Origin of the sequence: Streptomyces deccanensis, assembly GCF_022385335.1 — a bacterium.
Lineage (GTDB): Bacteria > Actinomycetota > Actinomycetes > Streptomycetales > Streptomycetaceae > Streptomyces > Streptomyces deccanensis.
In genome coordinates, this window is the sequence record NZ_CP092431.1 from 4,956,721 (window position 1) to 4,976,027 (window position 19,307).

Sequence of the window (19,307 nt, forward strand, 5' to 3'; positions counted from 1 at the left end):
TCCGTTACAGCCGCTGCCCCCGCTGGGATCCGCTTCCTCCGTGGGAGCCGCTGCCCCGGCTACTCGGCGGCGCCGTACAGCCGGTCGCCCGCGTCCCCCAGACCCGGCACGATGTAACCGTGCTCGTTGAGGCGCTCGTCGACCGCGGCGGTCACGACCGTCACCGGGGCGCCCGCCAGCTCGCGCTCCATGACCTCGACGCCCTCGGGAGCGGCGAGGAGCACCACGGCGGTCACGTCGTCCGCGCCGCGGGCGATCAGCTCACGGATCGCGGCGACGAGGGTGCCGCCGGTCGCGAGCATCGGGTCGAGGACGTACACCTGACGCCCGGAGAGGTCCTCCGGCATGCGGGTGGCGTACGTGGAGGCCTCGAGCGTCTCCTCGTTGCGGATCATGCCCAGGAAGCCCACCTCGGCGGTCGGCAGCAGCCGGACCATGCCGTCGAGCATGCCGAGGCCGGCCCGCAGGATCGGCACGACGAGCGGGCGCGGGTGGGAGAGCTTGACGCCCGTGGTCGAGGCGACCGGCGTCGTGATGTCGACCAGCTCGGTGCGCACGTCCCGCGTGGCCTCGTAGGCGAGCAGGGTGACCAGTTCGTCGGCGAGACGACGGAAGGTCGGGGAGTCGGTGCGCTGGTCGCGCAGCGTGGTGAGCTTGTGAGCGACCAGGGGGTGGTCGACGACATGGAGACGCATGTCCACAACAGTAACCGGGGCGACAATGGCGAGCGCCCCCGCACGGTCCGCCCCTCCCGATGGCATCAAACCCCCCATCGGAGGGAAAGTGGGATGAACAGAGCGGCGCCTGAACGGGCCGAGGCCTGACGTTCGCCCACTCCGGAACCGCCGCCGATGAGCATCCGACGGCCGAGCGGGGGCACATGACCGACAAGCCAGTACGAACGGCGGGCGGGACCGCGAGGTCCAGCGGTCGGCCCGGGCAAGCGGCGAACCGTGCGACTCAGGAGGTTGATGAGGTGGCGGGAACGGTCGAGGAAACGCGCGGGACCGGATCGGAGAGCGATGCGGCGCGTCGGCGACGGCGGGCACAGTTCCTGCGGGAGCTGACGGAGGCACGCGAACTGCGCGACCGCGTCCAGCCCCGCCGAGCCAAGGCAGCCCGCCTCCGCCACGCCATGCGCATGCGCACGTTCCGCTGGTGACCCCGGGCGGAACCCGCCCCTGAGGGACCGAGGCCGGGACTTTGGGGAACTGAGATGTGGGGGCGGGCGCCGGGAAGCCGGGGAGCCAGGGGCGGTGGGGAGCCGACGTACCAAGGGCGCTGGGGGGCCGGGGTACCAAGGGCGCCGGAGAGCCAGGGGCGCTGGGGCGCCGGAGAGCCAGGGTCGCTGGGAAGCCGGGGAGCCAGGGTCGCCGGGGAGCCGGGGCACCGCGGTGCCAGGAGCGCTGGGGCGCCGGAGAGCCGGGAAGCCGAGGAGCCAGGGTCACTGGGAAGCCGGGGCACCGCGGTGCCAGGGTCGCTGAAAGGCCGGGGTCGCCAGGCAGCCAAGAACCGGGCACCCGACGCATCGCGGCAGCGAGGCAGCGAGGCAGCGAGGCAGCGAGGCAGCGAGGCAGCGAGGAATTGGGCCACCCCGCCGTCGCCCCCCGGTACCACGCCCACGCCCCGTGCGTCGGCTCCGTACCGTGCAGATCGATCTGTGGCCGGTTCTCGCCGAGCCACCGCACCCCGCCCGCATCGCGTCCAGCGTTCCGCCGCCCAGCCGCCCTGCCCCACCGCGCGGTCCTGGCGAGCACATCGGCCTCCAGCACGCGGCGCCGCCGCTCGCGTACGGCCAGTCGGCCCTCGTACACCGCCCCCTCATGCCCCGCCCCCTCGAACGGCGCCCCTACGCCCCCATCGGCGCCCCGCCGTAGCCTCCGGCCACCCCGTTGACCCACCCGCTGGGACCCATGTGTCGGGTTCGTGGGGTATGTGTGGGGCGTTCACGGGGTGGTCGTGCATATGCGGCCAGGAACTCCGCGTACGATCCGCTGGTGGCGGCAACAGGTGCGCAGGTGAACGGCGGACCCACCGGCGATCAAAAGAGCCGGACACAGGGAGCCGAAGACGTCCCCTGTGCGCTCTGTTTCTGCCACGATTCCGAGTGGGTGGGGCTCGGACCGCAAACCTCCCCACCCGCAACCTCCGCCGGGGGGACCCCCAACCGGCACACCTATGACCAGTGGGAGAGTCACGGTGTACTTCGCCGCACTGCTCGCGCGCACCGAAGACGGGTGGGAAGCGAGCGACACAGAGCTCGACGATGTGGAAACCCTGTCGGATCTGGCCGACCTGGCCCGTGAAGCCTCGCCCGACGACGACACGGTGCTGGTGCTCATCGAGCAGGAGGACGCGTGGTTCGGCGTCGTCCGCATCGATGGCGAGGAAGACCCTCGTATCTACGTCTCGGACGCCGCCGCCGCTGCCCGCAGCAGCTACGGCGAGATCCTGCTCACCGACGAACTGCTCGGAAGGGAGCCCGGCGACGACGACCCCGACCTGGACTCCCTCGACCTGGACGGCACGGAGGACGGTGAGCCGGACGACGATGACGACGACACGGGCGCCGAGGCCGTGCCGCACAGCCCGGTCGGCGACACCGAGATCCTCGACGACCTGGGGGTGGGCGAGAAGGAGCTGCGTGCTCTCGACGCCGACGACGCCCTCAACTCGATCGCCGAGGCCCTCGGCGCGTCGGAGGTCCTGGAGACGGTCCGCTGACCCCGCCACGTCCGCTGACCCCGCCCCATCCACCGAGTCCGTCGGGTCCGGTCCGGCCGCCGGGGGCCTCCCCCCGGTGACCGAGGCAACCGGCGCCCCTGGCGCCCCAGGTGCCCCAGGCACCCCGGGCGCAGCCGGCGCACCCGGCGCAGACGCACCGGACGGAACCGACCCCGTACGCGACCGCTGGCGGGCCGCGATGCGGCTCGCCCTGGTCGAGGCCGGGCGGGCCGCCGAGGGCGGTGACGTCCCGGTCGGCGCGGTCGTCCTGTCCCCGGACGGCACGACCGTACTGGCCACCGGACACAACGAACGCGAGGCGACCGGCGACCCCACCGCCCACGCGGAGGTGCTCGCCGTCCGCCGCGCCGCCGCCGCGCTCGGGGAGTGGCGGCTGACCGGCTGCACCCTGGTGGTGACCCTCGAACCCTGCACGATGTGCGCGGGCGCCCTCGTCCAGTCCCGGGTCGACCGCGTCGTCTACGGCGCGCGCGACGAGAAGGCCGGAGCCGCCGGCTCACTCTGGGACGTCGTACGCGACCGTCGCCTCAACCACCGCCCCGAGGTCGTCGAGGGCGTCCTCGCCGACGACTGCGCCCGCCTGCTCACCGACTTCTTCCGCACCCGCTGACCCCCGTCGGCACCGGCCTCCGCCCCCGCCCGATACCGATTTCAAACCACGCCCCACCTTGCTGTAAGGTCTCCCTCGGTAGCGTGTCCGAGCGGCCGAAGGAGCTCGCCTCGAAAGCGAGTGTGGCGCAAGTCACCGAGGGTTCAAATCCCTCCGCTACCGCTGGAGAAGGGTCCCGTCGTCAGACGGGACCCTTCCTGCGTTTCCCGGCTCCGGCGCCTCTCCTGCGAACGCATGATCGGGTTACACTCGCCGCCGACAAAGAGGGACCCATGGGGCCCACAGGGCACAAGAGGCGGGGGAGGCCGCGGTGGCGGTGCAGGGGAAGAAGATCGCGCTGTACGTGCTCGTGGTCTTCGTGCTCTACGTGATCATCACGGACCCGGCCAAGGCCGCCGACTACGTCCAGATAGGCTTCGAGGGCGTCTCGAACGCCGCCCAGTCCATCGGCGACTTCTTCACCTGGATCGCCGACGGGGCCGAGTAGCCCCCACACCTCGCCCGACCTTCCCGGAGCGCCCATGATCCGCCACCTGGTCCTGTTCAAGCTCAACGAGGGCGTCGAGCGCGACGACCCGCGGGTGGTGCGGGGCGTGGAAGCCTTCCGCGCGCTGAACGGCAAAATCGAGGAGATCCGCTTCTGGGAGCTGGGGTGGAACCGCAGCGACCGTCCCATCGCCTACGACTTCGCGATCAACTCCGCGTTCGACGACGTCGAGGCGCTGCGGACGTACGTCGAGCACCCGGACCACCAGGCAGGCGTGGCGCTGTGGCACGAGTTCGCCACGTGGATCATCGCCGACTACGAGTTCTGAGCCGTACGCCGCCTCCCTCTCCGCCCCGCACTCGAACCGTGCGGGGCTTTTTGCACCCGATTGCCCTCCCCGCCGTCAACTCTCGCTCAACACGGCGCTATGCGGTGCTTGATCACAGTGCACATGTCTTGTGATGCTATGACCGCTTTTGACGGTTGAGTTGATGGATGAAGAGGTGGCGTTGACCGTGTCGGCCAGTACTGCGCCTCCCCAGGAAGACGTCCCGGCTCCCGACCCCTCGTCGGCCCAGGTCACCGCCCAGGCCACGGCCCCCGCCCCGGAGAAACGTCGCGGCGCCGACACCCGGGCCCTCACCCAGGTGCTGTTCGGCGAGCTGAAGCATCTGGCACCGGGCACTCCGGAGCACAACCGCGTGCGCGGGGCGCTCATCGAGGCGAACCTCCCGCTCGTGCGCTACGCGGCCGCCCGTTTCCGCTCCCGCAACGAGCCCATGGAGGACGTCGTCCAGGTCGGCACCATCGGACTGATCAACGCCATCGACCGGTTCGACCCGGACCGCGGCGTGCAGTTCCCGACCTTCGCCATGCCGACCGTCGTCGGGGAGATCAAGCGGTACTTCCGTGACAACGTCCGCACGGTCCACGTCCCGCGCCGGCTGCACGAGTTGTGGGTCCAGGTGAACAGCGCGACCGAGGACCTCACCACCGCCTTCGGCCGCACCCCCTCCACCGCCGAGATCGCCGAGCGGCTGCGCATCACCGAGGAGGAGGTCCTGTCCTGCATCGAGGCGGGCCGCTCGTACCACGCGACCTCCCTGGAGGCCGCCCAGGAGGGCGACGGACTGCCGGGGCTGCTCGACCGGCTCGGCTACGAGGACCCCGAACTCGACGGCGTCGAACACCGTGACCTCGTACGCCACCTCCTCGTCCAACTCCCCGAACGCGAACAGCGGATCCTGCTGCTCCGCTACTACAGCAACCTCACGCAGTCGCAGATCAGCGCGGAGCTGGGGGTCTCCCAGATGCATGTGTCGCGGCTGCTGGCCCGGAGCTTCGCGCGGCTGCGGTCGGCCAACCGGATCGAGGCGTAGACGCTCCGCCCGGAGCGCCGCCCCGATGCGGCACGGTGGGTGACCCTCGGTAACGGGAAACCCCCGCGCAAGCGCGGATGGACCGTGGGGCACACGGGGCGCACGAAGGCAGGCGGGGCGCACAGAATCGGCCATCGGTACGCGTGCGCAGGCCATGGGGCGTGACCGAATGCGCTGTCGAGATGTCACCGGTGAGAGCGAATCACTCATTGGCGCTTCATTAGGTGCATCTCCTCTGAGATCCCATCAGAACAGCTGATTCCAGGGTCTATTCACCCTCTCCATGTCGACATGTCACTACATCGCGTTGCCGACGTGTGACATTCTTCCCCCAGCGCGTTTGCCGTGGCCTCGCCGCCGGTATTCAGGTGGAGGCTGCGTTCCTTACGACGGAGCGTCCGCCGCGACCGTCCGCGACCCAAAGGGGGTGGCATGTCCGCAGACCAGGGCAGCTCGAAGGTGCTCACGCTCGACAAGAGCGAGACCGCGCCCGACGCTATCCAGGCCCCTCAGGACCTTCAGGCGCTTGAGGACCTTCCCGGTCCCCAGGCTCCGCCGGCGTCTGAGTTCCCGGCCTTGTCGGCCTCGGCGAACATCGACACCCGCACCCTGTCCCGCTCCCTGTTCCTGCGGCTCGCCGCGTTGGACGAGAACAGCCCCGAGCGCGCATACGTCCGGGACACCTTGATCGAGCTCAACCTCCCGCTGGTGCGTTACGCCGCCGCCCGTTTCCGGTCGCGCAACGAGCCGATGGAGGACATCGTCCAGGTCGGAACGATCGGCCTGATCAAGGCGATCGACCGCTTCGACTGCGAACGGGGCGTGGAGTTCCCGACGTTCGCGATGCCGACGGTCGTGGGCGAGATCAAGCGGTTCTTCCGCGACACGTCATGGTCGGTCCGGGTGCCGAGGCGGCTGCAGGAGCTGCGGCTGGCGCTCACCAAGGCCAGTGACGAGCTGTCGCAGAAGCTCGACCGTTCGCCGACGGTCACCGAACTCGCCGCGGTGCTGGGCGTGTCGGAGGAGGACGTGGTCGACGGTCTCGCCGTCGGCAACGCGTACACGGCGTCCTCGCTCGACTCCCCGGCCCCCGAGGACGACGGCGGCGAGGGCTCCCTCGCGGACCGCCTCGGCTACGAGGACACGGCGCTCGAGGGCGTGGAGTACCGGGAGTCGCTGAAGCCGCTGTTGGCGAAGCTGCCGCCGCGTGAGCGCCGGATCATCATGCTCCGCTTCTTCGCGAACATGACGCAGTCGCAGATCGGCGAGGAGGTCGGCATCTCCCAGATGCACGTCTCCCGCCTCCTCACCCGGACGCTGGCGCAGCTGCGGGAGGGCCTGATCTCCGACTGAGGCCATCGGCCTCGCGTTGACACGTACCACCGCCGGGTTGCCGATTTCGGGCAGCCCGGCGGTGGTTGTGGGTCATTCCAGGTGGGGGTGCGTGCGGGTGCGTCGTCGGCCGGCGGCCCGGTGGGGCTTCTCGCGCAGTTCCCCGCGCCCCTGAAAAGCAGGGGCTGCGCCCCGTGCTTTTCAGGCCCGCAGGGCCGTGGTCTTTCAGGCCCGCAGGGCCTGGTCTTTTAGGAGTGCTTTCAGAAAGCCGGGTGCTTGCGGGCGAGGGTCATGCAGTGGGCGAGCTGAAGGAAGGCGTCGTGCATGTCGTCTCTGGTTTCCCAGCGGGTCCGTAGGCGGCGGGGTCCGTGGAGCCAGGCGATGGCGGACTCGGCGACCCACCGGACTTTGCCAAGGCCCGAGCCGTGTGGCCGGCCGCGCCGGGCGATCTTCGGTGTGATGCCGCGCTCGCGCAGACGGCGGCGGTAGATGTCGTAGTCATAGCCGCGGTCGGCATACAAGACGCGGGGCTTGCGCCGGGGCCGGCCCCGCTTGCCCCGTACCGGCCCGAGGCTGTCGACCAGCGGCAGAAGCTGGGTGACATCGTGACGGTGACCACCGGTCAGCGACACCCGCAGCGGAGTGCCGCGGGCATCGGTCAGCACGTGATGCTTCGAGCCCGGCCGTGCGCGGTCAACCGGGCTCGGACCGACTTTTGGGCTGCTTCGCCCCCGCTTGGCCTGCACATGCGAGGCATCGACAGTGGCGCGGGAGAAGTCCAGACGGTCCGCCGCCCGTAACCGGTCCAGCAGCACCCGCTGGAGCTCCTCCCACACCCCGGCCTCCTGCCACTCGGCCAGCCGACGCCAGCAGGTGGGACCCGAACCGAACCCCAGCTCCTGCGGCAGAAACTCCCACTGGACACCTGTGTAGAGGACGAAGAGCACACCTTGCAGCGTCCTGCGGTCATCGATCCGCTTGCGCCCCGGATACCGGAAGCGCCGCTCATGCTTCGGCAACAGCGGCTCGATCACCGCCCACAACTCGTCACTGACCTCCCACGGCTTCCGCCGCGCCATGGTCACACCCCACAAAAGACGGGATCACATACCTCTCCACCGTGCCACAACACGATCTTTCTGCAAGGACCCCTTAGGGGCGCGGGGAACTGCGCGAGAAGCCCCACGCACCCGCAGCCGCCCATCCGCAGGACCCGGCAGTCGGGCAGGCGCCGCTCAAAAGCAACCCCCCGCGATCACGCCAGCGCGAGCCACACCACCGCGGCCACGACCGCCACCGCCGCGATCACGCCGACGATCACACCGACCCGCGGCCCGGAGGACCCCGTCGCGGCGGCCTGTCGGGCCCCCGCCGGCGTCTCGTCGACGAAGGCGCGGAACATCTGCGTGCTGCCCGCGGGGTCGTAATTGCCCTGGGGGTTCTGGTTGTCGGCCATGGCCCGAGACCTTAGCGAATCCGGCAGGACGCGCCCAAGCGGGGTGGTCGGCCCCAGACAGTCCGAACGTTCTCCTTTGCCAAGACTTGGGCCGCACCCACCCCCATTTCATTTGCCTGTAGCAACCATCCAGATCTATGGTTGCCCTAAGCAACAACCACGGGAGGGACTCCATGGCCGGGCAAGCGCACTACGAGGAGCTGGCCCGTCAGCTCAGTGCCATCGGGGCCGTCAACCGGGAGATCGCGCGGATGCTCCCGTACGAGTGCCCCGGCGGATCGGCGGGAGTCCTGACGCTGCTCGGCCGCCACGGCGAGATGCGGATGAGCAAGCTCGCCGAGCTGCTCTCCGTCGACATGTCGGTGACCAGCCGACACGTCGCGCACGTCGCCGAGCGGGGCTGGATCGAACGCCTCCCCGACCCGGCGGACAAACGCTCACGCATCCTGCGCCTGACCCCCGAGGGCCGGGCCGTGGTCACCGAGCTGTACCGGCGCACCAGCCGGCTGATGGCCGCCCGGCTGAGCGACTGGTCCGACGACGAGGTCGGACAACTGGCCCGGCTCCTGGGCCGATTGCGGGAAAGCTTCGACACCCCCGCGCCGCCCCGGACGCCCACGCCGCCGACCCGTACGTCCGTGTAGCGGCCGCCAGGGGCCACCGGCGGCCCACCACCACAACCCGTACACCCGCAAAGACCCGTAGGAAAAGGAAGCCCCATGGCAACGACCACACCAGCCGGTGTGCGGGCTCACGCCAAGCACGGTGGAGGACCCGCCAAGGGTGCCCCCCACAGCGGTGGCGACCACGCCCCGATGACGCACCGGCAGATCATGGAAGCGCTGACCGGCCTGCTGCTCGGCATGTTCGTGGCGATCCTGTCGTCGACGATCGTGTCGAACGCGCTGCCGGACATCATCAAGGACCTGGGCGGCGGGCAGAGCGCGTACACCTGGGTGGTGACCGCGTCGCTGCTGGCGATGACCGCGTCCACCCCGCTGTGGGGCAAGCTCGCCGACCTGTTCTCCAAGAAGCTGCTGATCCAGCTGGCGCTGGTCATCTTCGTGCTCGGGTCGGCCGCCGCCGGACTCTCGCAGAACGCCGGAATGCTGATCGGGTTCCGCGCGGTCCAGGGCGTCGGCATGGGCGGGCTCTCCGCGCTGGCCCAGATCTGCCTCGCGGCGATGATCTCCCCGCGCGAACGCGGCCGGTACAACGGCTACCTCGGCGCCACCTTCGCCACCGCCATGGTCGGCGGCCCGCTGGTCGGCGGTGTCATCACCGACACCAGCTGGCTGGGCTGGCGCTGGTGCTTCTACGTCGGCGTGCCCTTCGCGATCATCGCCCTGGTCGTGCTCCAGCGGACGCTGCACCTGCCGGTCGTCAAGCGCAAGGTCAAGGTCGACTGGGCCGGCGCGTTCCTCATCACCGCCGCCGTCTGCCTGCTGCTGGTCTGGGTGACCTTCGCCGGTGACAAGTACGACTGGGTGTCGTGGCAGACGTACGCGATGGTCGGCGGCACGGTCGCGCTGCTCGCGGTGTTCCTGCTGGTCGAGTCCAAGGCGAGCGAGCCGATCATGCCGCTGCGGCTGTTCCGCAACCGGACGATCGCCCTGGCCTCGCTGGCCTCCCTCTTCGTCGGTGTCGCGATGTTCGCGGGCACCATCTTCTTCAGCCAGTACTTCCAGCTGGCGCGCGACAAGTCGCCGACCATGTCCGGCGTCATGACGATCCCGATGATCGCCGGTCTGTTCGTCTCGTCGACCGTCTCCGGGCAGGTCATCACCCGCACCGGCCGCTGGAAGGCCTGGCTGCTCGCCGGTGGGGTGCTGGTCACCTCGGGCCTCGGACTGCTGGGCACCCTGCGGTACGACACCCCGTACTGGCACGTGGCGATCTTCATGGCGCTGCTCGGGCTCGGCGTCGGCATGATGATGCAGAACCTGGTGCTGTGCACGCAGAACCAGGTCGCCCCCGGCGACCTCGGCGCCGCCAGCTCGGTCGTCACCTTCTTCCGCTCCCTCGGCGGCGCGATCGGCGTCTCGGCCCTGGGCGCGGTGCTGAGCCACCGGATCACCCACTACGCCGAGGACGGCCTCGCCAAGCTCGGTGTGTCCGGTTCCTCCATGGGCCACGGGGAGATCCCGGACCTGGACGCGCTGCCCGCACCGGTCCGCACGGTCATCGAGAGCTCCTACGGCCACGGCATCGGAGACGTCTTCCTCTACGCCGCGCCCTTCGCCGTCCTCGCGCTCGTCTTCTCCTTCTTCATCAAGGAGGTCCCGCTGCGGACCACCGGGGCACTCGCCCAGGCCGCGGAGACCAAGGCCGCGAAGGCCGATGCCACGAAGTCCGAAGCCACGGAGTCAGTGGCCAAGGAGCCCGAAGCCACGGACACCGACGTGGAGGCGGAGGCGCCGGCCGCGTCGCACGCTCCGGTCGCGGCATCAGGGGCTCCGGTCGCGGCATCGGGGGCCGCAACTCCCGGCGAGGTCCGGGCTCCCGGCGGCGGCATTCCCGTACGGGGTCAGGTGCGCGGTGCCGAGGGCGCGCCCGTGCCGCGGGCCGCCGTCACCCTGATCTCGCTCGGCGGGCGGCAGCTCGGCCGTTCGGTCGCGGGCGCCGACGGGGCCTACGCGGTGGACGCGCCCGCCGCCGGGTCGTACGTCCTGATCGCGGCCGCCGACGGGTTCCAGCCGCAGGCCTCCACGGTCGTCGTGCACGACGAGCCGGTCGCGTACGACGTCCTGCTCAGCGGGACGAGCGGGCTGAGCGGTGTGGTGCGGACCGCCGGGGCCGGGCAGGGCGTCAAGGACGCCATGGTCGTGGTGACCGATGTGCGCGGCGATGTGCTGGCCAGCGGAGTCACCGGTGAGCAGGGCGAGTTCGGCTTCGGGGAGCTGGTGCCGGGCGCGGTGACCGTCGCGGTGAACGCCGCCGGGTTCCGCCCCCGCGCGCTACCCGTCGAGGTCGGCGGCACCGGGGTCACCCGGATCGAGATCGACCTGGAGGCCGGGGCCCGGCTCCAGGGAGTCGTACGGGCGCCGGGCGGGGCGCTGGCCGACGCCCGCGTGACCCTCGTCGACGCGGCGGGCAACGTGGTCGGCACGGCCACCACCGGCGCGGACGGGGCGTACGCCTTCGCCGACCTGGACGCCGGCGAGTACACGGTCATCGCGACCGGCTACCCGCCCGTGGCCACGGCCCTGACGGTCAGCGGCCCCGGAGTCGACGGCCACGACATCGAACTCGCGCACCCCGGCGAGTAGTTCGCGCGGACGACTGGTTGAACCACCGGCCGGTGGAGCCTCCCCCCGCTCCACCGGCCGGTCGCACGCTGAGGAGTTGACGGAGATGGAACCCACGGGACGAGCAGAGAAGGCAGGACGAGCAGCACGGACCGGTCTGACCGCGAGGATCCGTACCCGGGACGGCTGGGCCGTGTCGCACGCGGTCGTCACGGTGACCGACATGACCGGTACGCAGGTGCTGCGGGCCGAGGCGGACGCCGAAGGGGGCGTGCACGACCCCACGCCGCTCGCGCCGGGCGCGTACACGGTGATCGTCACGGCGGTCGGCTACACACCGGTGGCCTCCAGCGCTCTCGTGACCGCGCGGGGGCGGGCGGAGATCGGCACGGTCACCCTGGCCCGGCTCGGCGGTACGGAACTGCCCCCGCCCGGGCCCTGGACCGTCGACCCCGCGCACTCCTCCGTCGCCGCCGTGGCCCAGCACCTCGGGATCTCCAGCGTCCACGGTCGCTTCACCGACTTCTCGGCGTCCGTCGAGATCGCCCCGACCCCCGACGAGGGGACCAAGTCCCGGGTGGAGGCGGTGATCCGGGCCGCCTCGATCGACACGGGCAACGCGACCCGGGACCAGCACCTGCGCTCCCCGGACTTCCTCGACGTCGAACGGCACCCCGAGATCACCTACGCCTCGACCGGCCTCACGCCCGTCGGCCCGGACCGCTGGACCGTCCACGGCGAGCTGGGCATGCGCGGGGTCGTACGGCCGGTCGACCTGGACCTGGCGTACCTGGGCACCGGCGCGGATCCGTGGGGCGGCACCCGCGCCGCCTTCCGGGCCACCGCCGAACTCCGCCGCGAGGACTTCGCCATGAACTACAACCAGGTGGTCCAGGCGGGCATCGCGGCGATCGGGACGACGCTGAGGGTCGAGCTGGACGTGCAGGCTGTGCAGGATGTGCGGGGGCGGGGCGCGTAGCGCTCCCGCAAGGGGCGCGGGGCTGTCCCCGATGTGCGGCTCCGCCGCGTGGGCGCGAACAACCACGACGCACCCGCGGCCGCCGAACCGCGGAACCCCCCGAGCCATGAGGCGCCCCCGGCCCTACGCTGAGCGCATGGCACGGAACATCGCGACCAACACGTCGGTCTCCCTCGAAGAACTGCTGGACTTCGTCCGCCCCCGGCACCGGGCGCTCCTGCTCACCCGGCGGTCCGACGGCGGCCCTCAGGCCTCCCCGCTGACCTGCGGTGTCGACGACTCGGGCCGGATCGTGGTCTCCACGTACCCCGAGCGGGCCAAGACCCGCAACGCCAAGCGGGACGAGCGCGTGAGCGTCGTCGTGCTGAGCGACGACTGGGACGGCCCCTGGGTCCAGATCGACGGCACGGCCGAGGTCATCGACTCGCCGGACTCGGTCGAGCCCCTGGTGGAGTACTTCCGCAACATCTCGGGCGAGCACCCGGACTGGGACGAGTACCGCGCGGCGATGATCAAGCAGGGCAAGTCGATCATCCGGATCACACCGGTGAAGTGGGGACCGGTGGCCACGGGCGGCTTTCCGGCGCGGCTGGTGGAGGAGGGCTAGGCGGCCAGCGCTGAGCGGCCGGGCTGAGCGGCGGGGGCTGAGCGGCCGCAGGGGGTTCAGCCCCTCGTCGCCATCACCTCGATGCCGGCGACGAGGGTGTCCAGGGCGTAGCCGAAGTCGCGTTCGCGCATCTCCTCGACGGTCTCGCCGCCGCGGGCCTCCATGAGGTCGGCGGAGTGCTGGATGACCTCAGGGGGTTCGGGGGAGTCGGACACCGCGCTCATGGCGTTGCGGAAGTACTCCTCCTGGGTCATCCCGGCTGCGGCGGAGCGCTGCGCGAAGTGCCCCTCGATGGTGCCGAAGCCGTACACGAACTGGAAGACCGCCGCGATGGCACCGGCCTGGCCGCGCGCGGGCAGCCCGGTGCGGCGGATCACACGCTGCACGGCGAGCGAGAAGTCCAGCGCGTGCGGGCCGATGTTGAGAAAAGTGCCCGCGAGGGGTGACACCCAGGGGTGGCGGACCAGGACCGACCGGTACTCCCCGGCCAGCGTGCGCAGTTGGTCCCGCCAGTCCTCGTCGGAGTCGGGCGAGGGGAGCCGCATCTCGCCGAACGCCTGGTCGAGGGCGAGTTCCAGCAGGTCGTCCTTGGTGTCCACGTACCAGTAGACCGACATCGCCGTCACGTTCAGCTCGGCCGCCAGCCGCCGCATCGAGAACTTGGCCAGGCCCTCGGCGTCCAGCAGCCGCACGGACGCCACGGTGATCCGCTCCCGGTCCAGCCCCGAGGGTTGCCCACCCCGCCCGACCCGCGCCTTCTCCTCCAGCCAGACGCTGGCTCGCGCGCCCCCTCCGGCCCGACCGGCTCCCTTCACCATGACCCACCTTCCGAGACATACTTTCCGCCGCCGGTGACGATGCTAGGCGGGCGCAGCCCTCGGGAAGTGCCGCGAACGGCGCGCACGCGCGACGGCGCTGGATGTGCGGCAAGGGACACGCGTTTTCCGACGACGCCGAACGTGCCGCGCGCAGCGCGCACTTCAGAGGCGCGGGGAACTGCGCGAACAACCACGACGCACCCGCACCCGCCGAACGGCCAGCACCCCCCGAGCTATGAGGCGCCCACCAGCCCACGCCCCCGCTCCCGTTCCCCCTTCTCCGCCCTGCGCAACAACCCCGCCGCCACCAACCCCCCGAGCAGCACAGCCACGGCCCCCACCACCAGACTCGTCTCCACCCCGGAGGAGAACGCGGACATCACCTCGGCCCGCTCCCCAGCCGTGTCCGCCCCCGCCAACGCCGCAGGCAACGACGCCGCCGCCACCGGAACCAGCGCCCCGAACCGCGAGTTGAGCACGGCCCCCAGCACGGCCACCCCCAACCCCGTTCCGAACTCCGCGAGCGTGCCGTTGATCCCGGCGCCCACCCCCGCCTTGGCCGGCGGAATCGCGCTCATGATCGCGTGCGCCATCGCGGGGTTGGCGATCGCGCAGCCCACCCCGATCAGCACCAGCCCGAGCAGTGTCCCGGCGTAACCGCCGGAGGCCATCGAGGCGATGGCGACCAGCCCGCCCGACATCAGCACCATCCCCAGCGCGATCGACACCGGCATCCCGAGCTTCGCCGTCCACTTCGCCGACAGCCCGGAGAAGTTGAGGACGACGACGACCAGGGCGAGCGGCGCGGTCCGCAGCCCCGCCTCCAACGCGTCGTAGCCGAGCACGAACTGCAGATGCTGGGTGAGGAGGAAGAGCGCGCCCCCCATGCCGAAGGTGATGAGGACGGCCCCGGCGACGGCACCCGTGAAGCGACGATCACGGAAGAAGTGCAGGTCGAGCATGGGGTACGGGATACGGCTCTCCCAGTAGGCGAAGGCCGCGAGGACGACCGCGGCGACGGCGGCCGTGACGAGCACCCGGCCCGACGTCCAGCCGTGTTCGGGACCCGAGATGATCGCGTAGACGAGCGCGGCCATACCGATGGTCGACAGCAGCGCGCCGAGCAGGTCCGGCCGGTCGCCCCGCGGATTCTTCGACTCGGGGACCAGCGCGATCACGGCCACCACGCCCAGCGCGGCCACCGGCAGGTTGATCAGGAAGATGGCGCCCCACCAGAAGTGGCCGAGCATGAAGCCGCCGAGGAGGGGACCGGCCGCGAAGCCGAGGGCGTTGACCGCCGCCCAGATGCCGATCGCCTTCGGCTGCTCGTCGGGGGTGAAGATCTGCATGGCGACGGCGAGGGTCGTGGTCAGCAGCAGCGCGCCGCCGACGCCCATCCCGGCCCGCGCGGCGATCAACTGGCCGGTGGACTGGGCGAGTCCGGCCACCAGCGAGCCGATGCCGAACAGCACCAGGCCCGCGATCAGCATCTTCTTGCGGCCGTAGCGGTCGGCCGCGCTGCCGGCGCTGAGCAGCAGGCCCGACTGCACCAGCGAGTACGCGTTGATCATCCACTGGATGTCCGAGGTGGCCGCCCCCAACTCCTCGGTGAGGGACGGGATCGCCACGTTCAGCACGGTGTTGTCCAGCAGCACCGTGAGCTGCGCGAGACAGATGACACCGAGGATCAGCCAGCGTTGCGGATGCCCCTGGGTGGAGGGGGCTGCGGGGACGGCGGGGGTCGACATGCTGTACACCGTAGAACAGTCCCTGTACGGCGTACGAAACGGATGCCACCGACGTACGAACCCGATGCCACCGGCGTACGAGAAGGGCGGTGGCCCAGGGGTTCGTGCTCACCCTGGGCCACCGCCCCGCTGACGACGCGTCCGGCGCTACTTCGCCTGCGTCAGGTCGTAGAACGTCGTGCCGTCGACCGTCACCGACTCGAAGTTCTCCTGGACCCAGGAGCTGATCTGCGAGGAGGTGCCGTCGCTGCCGCCGCCCATGCGGCCGCCGGAGCCGCCGGAGATGAAGTAGTGGATCTTGCCGTCCTCCACGTACTCCTTGAACTCCGCGAGGGTCGGGGACGGGTCGGTGCCGTTGAAGCCACCGATCGCCATGACCGGGTCGCCGGTGGAGAGCTGGTAGCTCGCCGCGTTCTGGGCGCCGATGGCGGCGGCCGCCCAGGTGTAGTCACCCACGTTCTTCTCCAGCAGTTCCTTGGCCTCGTCGCTGACGGAGGTGCCGTTGATCAGGCCGCCCATGCCGCCACCGCCGCCGCCACCCATGCGACCGCCGTCACCGTTCTGGGTCTGGCCGGTGCCCTGGCCCGGCTGCTGGTTGCCCTGGCCGCCGCCGAAGCCGCCGGTCGGGGGCTGCCCCTGCTGGTTGTTCTGCCCCTGCTGGTTGTTCTGGCCAGGCATAACGCCACCGCCGCCACCGGGGCCGCCGCGCATGCCGCCACCGCCGGGGCCGCCGCCCATCCCCCCGCGGGTCGACGGGCCGGCCGTCACGATCGAACCGGTGTGCCCCTCGTTGAGGGTGGTGAGGCTGTACGACGTCGGGCCCGCCACCGCCGTGACGAAGCTCAGGCCGACGACCGCCAGGGCCAGTCGCCGCCCCAGCCTGGCCACGAAGACCAGGCCGAGCGCGACCACCAGACCGCCGACGAGCACGACCCACTTCAGCCAGGGCAGGTAGTCGGAGGAGCGGTTGAGGAGGACGTAACCCCAGGCGGCCGTGGCCGTCATGGCGGCGGCCAGCGTGATCGACGCCCAGAACTTGTCCCGCTGGTCCCAGAGCAGTGCCGCGCCCATACCGATCAGCGGCGCGATGTAGGGGGCGAGGGCCACGGTGTAGTACTCGTGGAAGATGCCCTGCATAAAGCTGAAGACCACCATGGTGATCAGCAGCGAGCCGCCCCAGAGGAGGAAGGCCGCGCGGGTGGTGTCCGTGCGCTTCAGCTTCCGCGTGGCCCAGATCGCGGCGCCCAGCAGGAGCAGCGCGGCCGGGATCAGCCAGGAGATCTGACCGCCGATGGAGGAGCTGAACATCCGGTCCCAGCCGGTCTCGCCCCAGTTGCCGCCACCGCCGCCTCCGCCACCACCGCCGACGCTGCCGGTCTCCTCGCCGTTCAGACGGCCGAGACCGTTGTAGCCGAAGGTCAGTTCGAGGAAGGAGTCGTTCTGCGAACCGCCGATGTACGGGCGGGACGACGCGGGCCACAGCTCCACGATCGCGACCCACCAGCCGCCGGAGACGACCATCGCCAGCCCGGCGAGCAGTACCTGCCCGACCCGCTTCTTGACCGAGGCCGGTGCGAGGACGACGTACACGAGGGCGAGGACCGGCAGGATCAGGAACGCCTGGAGCGTCTTGACCAGGAAGGCGAGGCCGATGGCGACACCGGCCCAGACCAGCCACTTCGTCTGCGCCTTCTCCATGGCGCGGAGGGTGCAGTAGACCGCGGCGGCCATCAGCAGCGCGAGCGCCGCGTCCGGGTTGTTGAAGCGGAACATCAGCGCGGCGACGGGCGTGAGCGCGAACACCGCCATGGTGAGGAAGCCGGCCGTGGCGTTGAACCGACGGCGTACGGCCGCCCACAGCACCCCGGCGGTGGCGACGGCCATCAGGACCTGCGGGAACAGGATCGCGAAGGAGTTGAGGCCGAACAGCCGCACCGACAGTGCCATCGGCCAGAGGGAGGCCGGGGGCTTGTCGACGGTGATCGCGTTGGCGGAGTCCAGCGAGCCGAAGAAGAAGGCCTTCCAGGACTGGCTGCCCGCCTGCACGGCCGCCGAGTAGAAGGAGTTGGCGTACCCGGAGGCCGTGAGGTTCCAGGTGTAGAGGCCGCCGATGAGGAGGAGGGTGAGGAGGAAGCCGGGGCGGATCCAGCGGTGGTCCTCGGGCCGGCCTCGCCACAGGCGCTTCGCGAAGGGCTGCCGTGGCTCGCCCCCGCCGGGGGCCGGTTCGCCCGCGCCTGGGGCTGGTTCGCCCGCTCCGGCGGCCGGGGGCTCGGCGGGTGCCCCCGGAACCACCGGTTCCCGCGCGGCTGTTCTCTCCGTGTCCGGCCCCTGGCCGGAGCCGGGACCCCCCGGCCGTCCGGTCGTCGTCTCGTACTGCGTGGTCATCGTGCGTTCCTCGAATCCTGATCGTGCGGGCTCACCGGACGCATCCGCATGGTCGGCTCCCCCCAGGTGCGGTCCGCGGCGTCTCCGGCGCGGAACGGGTTCGTGGTGTACGTCGGCTGGAACCGGTCCTGATGGCCGTACGGCCCCGGCTGCCCCGGACGCACCGTCGCGGCGGTCGCGTGGACCGGCGACGAGGTGTGCTGCGGGGCGGGGTGGTGCGCGGCCACGACGGTCGAGCCCTCGACGGGGAAGCCCTCGCCCGGGGAGCCGTCACGCCGGTCCGGGAACACCCACGCCCTGAAGAGCAGGAACCGCAGCACCGTCGCAGCGAGGTTGGCCGCGACGAGGACCGCCAGTTCCGTGGAGTGCGCGGGGTCGGAGGTCGCCGCGTTCAGGGCGGCGAGCGAGCCGCTGGTGAGGGCCAGTCCGATACCGAACACCACCAGGCCCTGCGCCTGGTGCTTGATCACACCGCCGCGGCCACGGACGCCGAAGGTCAGGCGCCGGTTGGCGGCCGTGTTGGCGATCGCCGAGACCAGCAGGGCGAGCGCGTTGGCGATCTGCGCCCCGGAGAAGGCCCGGAAGCCGCTGTAGAGGAGCAGGTAGAAGAGGGTGGAGAGGCCGCCCACGACGCAGAACCCGAGGAGCTGGCGGGCGAGGCCGCGCGGCACGTCCTGGATCTCACGGTCCCGGGGATCGTCCCCGAACGGCCGTGCGAGCCGATCAAGCGCGAGGGACCCGGTGGCCAACGCCTTCCCGACCCGCCACACACCCTTGAGGTCGTCGGTGGCGGTCTGCACGATGTGGACGGTCGAGTCCGGGTCGTCGACCCAGTCCACCGGCACCTCGTGGATCCTGAGCCCGGCCCGCTCCGCGAGCACCAGCATCTCGGTGTCGAAGAACCACCCGGTGTCCTCGACCAGCGGCAGCAGCACCTGGGCGACGTCCCAGCGTATCGCCTTGAACCCGCACTGCGCGTCCGAGAACCGGGCCTGGAGCGAGCCCCGCAGGATCAGGTTGTACGCGCGGCTGATGAACTCCCGCTGGGGGCCGCGCACCACCCGCGAGGAGCGGGCGAGCCGGGAGCCGATCGCGAGGTCCGAGTGACCGGAGATCAGCGGGGCGACGAGCGGGAGCAGGGCGTTGAGGTCCGTCGACAGGTCCACGTCCATGTAGGCGAGGACCGGCGCGTCGGACGCGGACCACACGGTCCCCAGGGCCCGCCCCCGCCCCTTCTGCTCCAGCCGGAAGGACGTCACCTCGGGAAGCTCGGCCGCCAGCCGCGCGGCCACCCGCGGGGTGGTGTCCGTCGACGCGTTGTCCGCGATCGTGATGCGGAACGCGTACGGGAACGTGCGCGCGAGGTGCTCGTGCAGTCTGAGCACGCACGGCTGGAGGTCCTTCTCCTCGTTGTAGACGGGGATCACTACGTCCAGGACAGGCGTACCGGCGTTTCCGGCCGGGAGGTGCTCCCGCGCCGGCAGGGTGCCGGGAGAAGAGTCGGTTCGCATGA

General features: G+C 71.1%; 19 protein-coding genes and 1 tRNA gene. 13 read left to right on the plus strand and 7 right to left on the minus strand.

All coding sequences use genetic code 11. From position 1 onward, the window contains the following. Window positions 1-59 precede the first annotated feature (59 nt). Window positions 60-695: a uracil phosphoribosyltransferase gene (upp, locus tag L3078_RS22110; RefSeq protein WP_239755715.1), complete on the minus strand. Its 636-nt coding sequence runs from the start codon at window positions 693-695 to the stop codon at window positions 60-62. A gap of 281 nt (window positions 696-976) precedes the next feature. Here upp and L3078_RS22115 point away from each other — a divergent pair, with 281 nt between their 5' ends. The 9 genes from L3078_RS22115 to L3078_RS22155 all read left to right on the plus strand — a co-directional run bounded on the left by L3078_RS22115 (window position 977) and on the right by L3078_RS22155 (window position 6,574). After that, a complete protein-coding gene (locus L3078_RS22115) occupies window positions 977-1,162 on the plus strand; it encodes a hypothetical protein (protein ID WP_329901935.1) in 186 nt (61 codons plus the stop codon). 484 nt (window positions 1,163-1,646) lie between these two features. Continuing rightward, window positions 1,647-1,877, plus strand: coding sequence for a hypothetical protein (locus L3078_RS22120; protein WP_239755717.1), 231 nt, complete (start codon window positions 1,647-1,649; stop codon window positions 1,875-1,877). Between the two features lie 322 nt (window positions 1,878-2,199). Beyond that, window positions 2,200-2,724, plus strand: coding sequence for a tRNA adenosine deaminase-associated protein (locus L3078_RS22125; RefSeq protein ID WP_239760420.1), 525 nt, complete (start codon window positions 2,200-2,202; stop codon window positions 2,722-2,724). 199 nt (window positions 2,725-2,923) lie between these two features. Then, the gene (tadA, locus tag L3078_RS22130; RefSeq protein ID WP_033526708.1) at window positions 2,924-3,355 is read left to right on the plus strand and encodes a tRNA adenosine(34) deaminase TadA; all 432 of its coding nucleotides are present in this window, start codon (window positions 2,924-2,926) and stop codon (window positions 3,353-3,355) included. A 77-nt stretch (window positions 3,356-3,432) separates the two neighbouring features. Further along, window positions 3,433-3,517, plus strand: a tRNA-Ser gene (locus L3078_RS22135). 148 nt (window positions 3,518-3,665) lie between these two features. Next, window positions 3,666-3,842, plus strand: coding sequence for a hypothetical protein (locus L3078_RS22140; protein WP_033526709.1), 177 nt, complete (start codon window positions 3,666-3,668; stop codon window positions 3,840-3,842). Between the two features lie 34 nt (window positions 3,843-3,876). Next, a complete protein-coding gene (locus L3078_RS22145; protein ID WP_239755718.1) occupies window positions 3,877-4,170 on the plus strand; it encodes a Dabb family protein in 294 nt (97 codons plus the stop codon). A 163-nt stretch (window positions 4,171-4,333) separates the two neighbouring features. Further along, on the plus strand, window positions 4,334-5,221 hold the full coding sequence (locus L3078_RS22150; RefSeq protein ID WP_239755719.1) for an RNA polymerase sigma factor SigF: 888 nt from the start codon (window positions 4,334-4,336) through the stop codon (window positions 5,219-5,221). Between the two features lie 432 nt (window positions 5,222-5,653). Then, window positions 5,654-6,574: an RNA polymerase sigma factor SigF gene (locus L3078_RS22155; protein WP_239755720.1), complete on the plus strand. Its 921-nt coding sequence runs from the start codon at window positions 5,654-5,656 to the stop codon at window positions 6,572-6,574. A gap of 239 nt (window positions 6,575-6,813) precedes the next feature. Here L3078_RS22155 and L3078_RS22160 read toward each other — a convergent pair whose 3' ends face one another. Both L3078_RS22160 and L3078_RS22165 read right to left on the minus strand, forming a co-directional pair. Further along, window positions 6,814-7,632, minus strand: a complete 819-nt coding sequence (locus L3078_RS22160) for an IS5 family transposase (RefSeq protein ID WP_239755721.1) — start codon at window positions 7,630-7,632, stop codon at window positions 6,814-6,816. A 176-nt stretch (window positions 7,633-7,808) separates the two neighbouring features. Continuing rightward, the gene (locus L3078_RS22165) at window positions 7,809-8,009 is read right to left on the minus strand and encodes a hypothetical protein (RefSeq protein ID WP_239755722.1); all 201 of its coding nucleotides are present in this window, start codon (window positions 8,007-8,009) and stop codon (window positions 7,809-7,811) included. Between the two features lie 173 nt (window positions 8,010-8,182). Here L3078_RS22165 and L3078_RS22170 point away from each other — a divergent pair, with 173 nt between their 5' ends. The 4 genes from L3078_RS22170 to L3078_RS22185 all read left to right on the plus strand — a co-directional run bounded on the left by L3078_RS22170 (window position 8,183) and on the right by L3078_RS22185 (window position 12,843). Then, complete coding sequence (locus L3078_RS22170) at window positions 8,183-8,653, plus strand: MarR family winged helix-turn-helix transcriptional regulator (protein WP_239755723.1); 471 nt, start codon at window positions 8,183-8,185, stop codon at window positions 8,651-8,653. A 171-nt stretch (window positions 8,654-8,824) separates the two neighbouring features. Further along, complete coding sequence (locus L3078_RS22175) at window positions 8,825-11,278, plus strand: MFS transporter (protein WP_468163628.1); 2,454 nt, start codon at window positions 8,825-8,827, stop codon at window positions 11,276-11,278. Window positions 11,279-11,363: 85 nt separating this feature from the next. Beyond that, window positions 11,364-12,236, plus strand: coding sequence for a YceI family protein (locus L3078_RS22180; RefSeq protein ID WP_239755725.1), 873 nt, complete (start codon window positions 11,364-11,366; stop codon window positions 12,234-12,236). A 136-nt stretch (window positions 12,237-12,372) separates the two neighbouring features. Then, complete coding sequence (locus L3078_RS22185; protein ID WP_239755726.1) at window positions 12,373-12,843, plus strand: PPOX class F420-dependent oxidoreductase; 471 nt, start codon at window positions 12,373-12,375, stop codon at window positions 12,841-12,843. Between the two features lie 56 nt (window positions 12,844-12,899). Here the strand turns inward: L3078_RS22185 and L3078_RS22190 are convergent, their stop codons facing one another. From L3078_RS22190 to L3078_RS22205, 4 genes are all read right to left on the minus strand, one after another. Further along, on the minus strand, window positions 12,900-13,661 hold the full coding sequence (locus tag L3078_RS22190) for a TetR/AcrR family transcriptional regulator (protein ID WP_239755727.1): 762 nt from the start codon (window positions 13,659-13,661) through the stop codon (window positions 12,900-12,902). Window positions 13,662-13,894: 233 nt separating this feature from the next. After that, window positions 13,895-15,409: an MFS transporter gene (locus L3078_RS22195; protein WP_239755728.1), complete on the minus strand. Its 1,515-nt coding sequence runs from the start codon at window positions 15,407-15,409 to the stop codon at window positions 13,895-13,897. 147 nt (window positions 15,410-15,556) lie between these two features. Then, window positions 15,557-17,794, minus strand: a complete 2,238-nt coding sequence (locus L3078_RS22200; protein ID WP_239755729.1) for an ArnT family glycosyltransferase — start codon at window positions 17,792-17,794, stop codon at window positions 15,557-15,559. Beyond that, entirely contained in the window at window positions 17,791-19,305 is a 1,515-nt protein-coding gene (locus L3078_RS22205) for a bifunctional glycosyltransferase family 2/GtrA family protein (RefSeq protein WP_239755730.1), read from the minus strand. Before L3078_RS22205 ends, L3078_RS22200 begins: the two co-directional genes overlap by 4 nt. Between the last annotated feature and the right edge of the window lie 2 nt (window positions 19,306-19,307).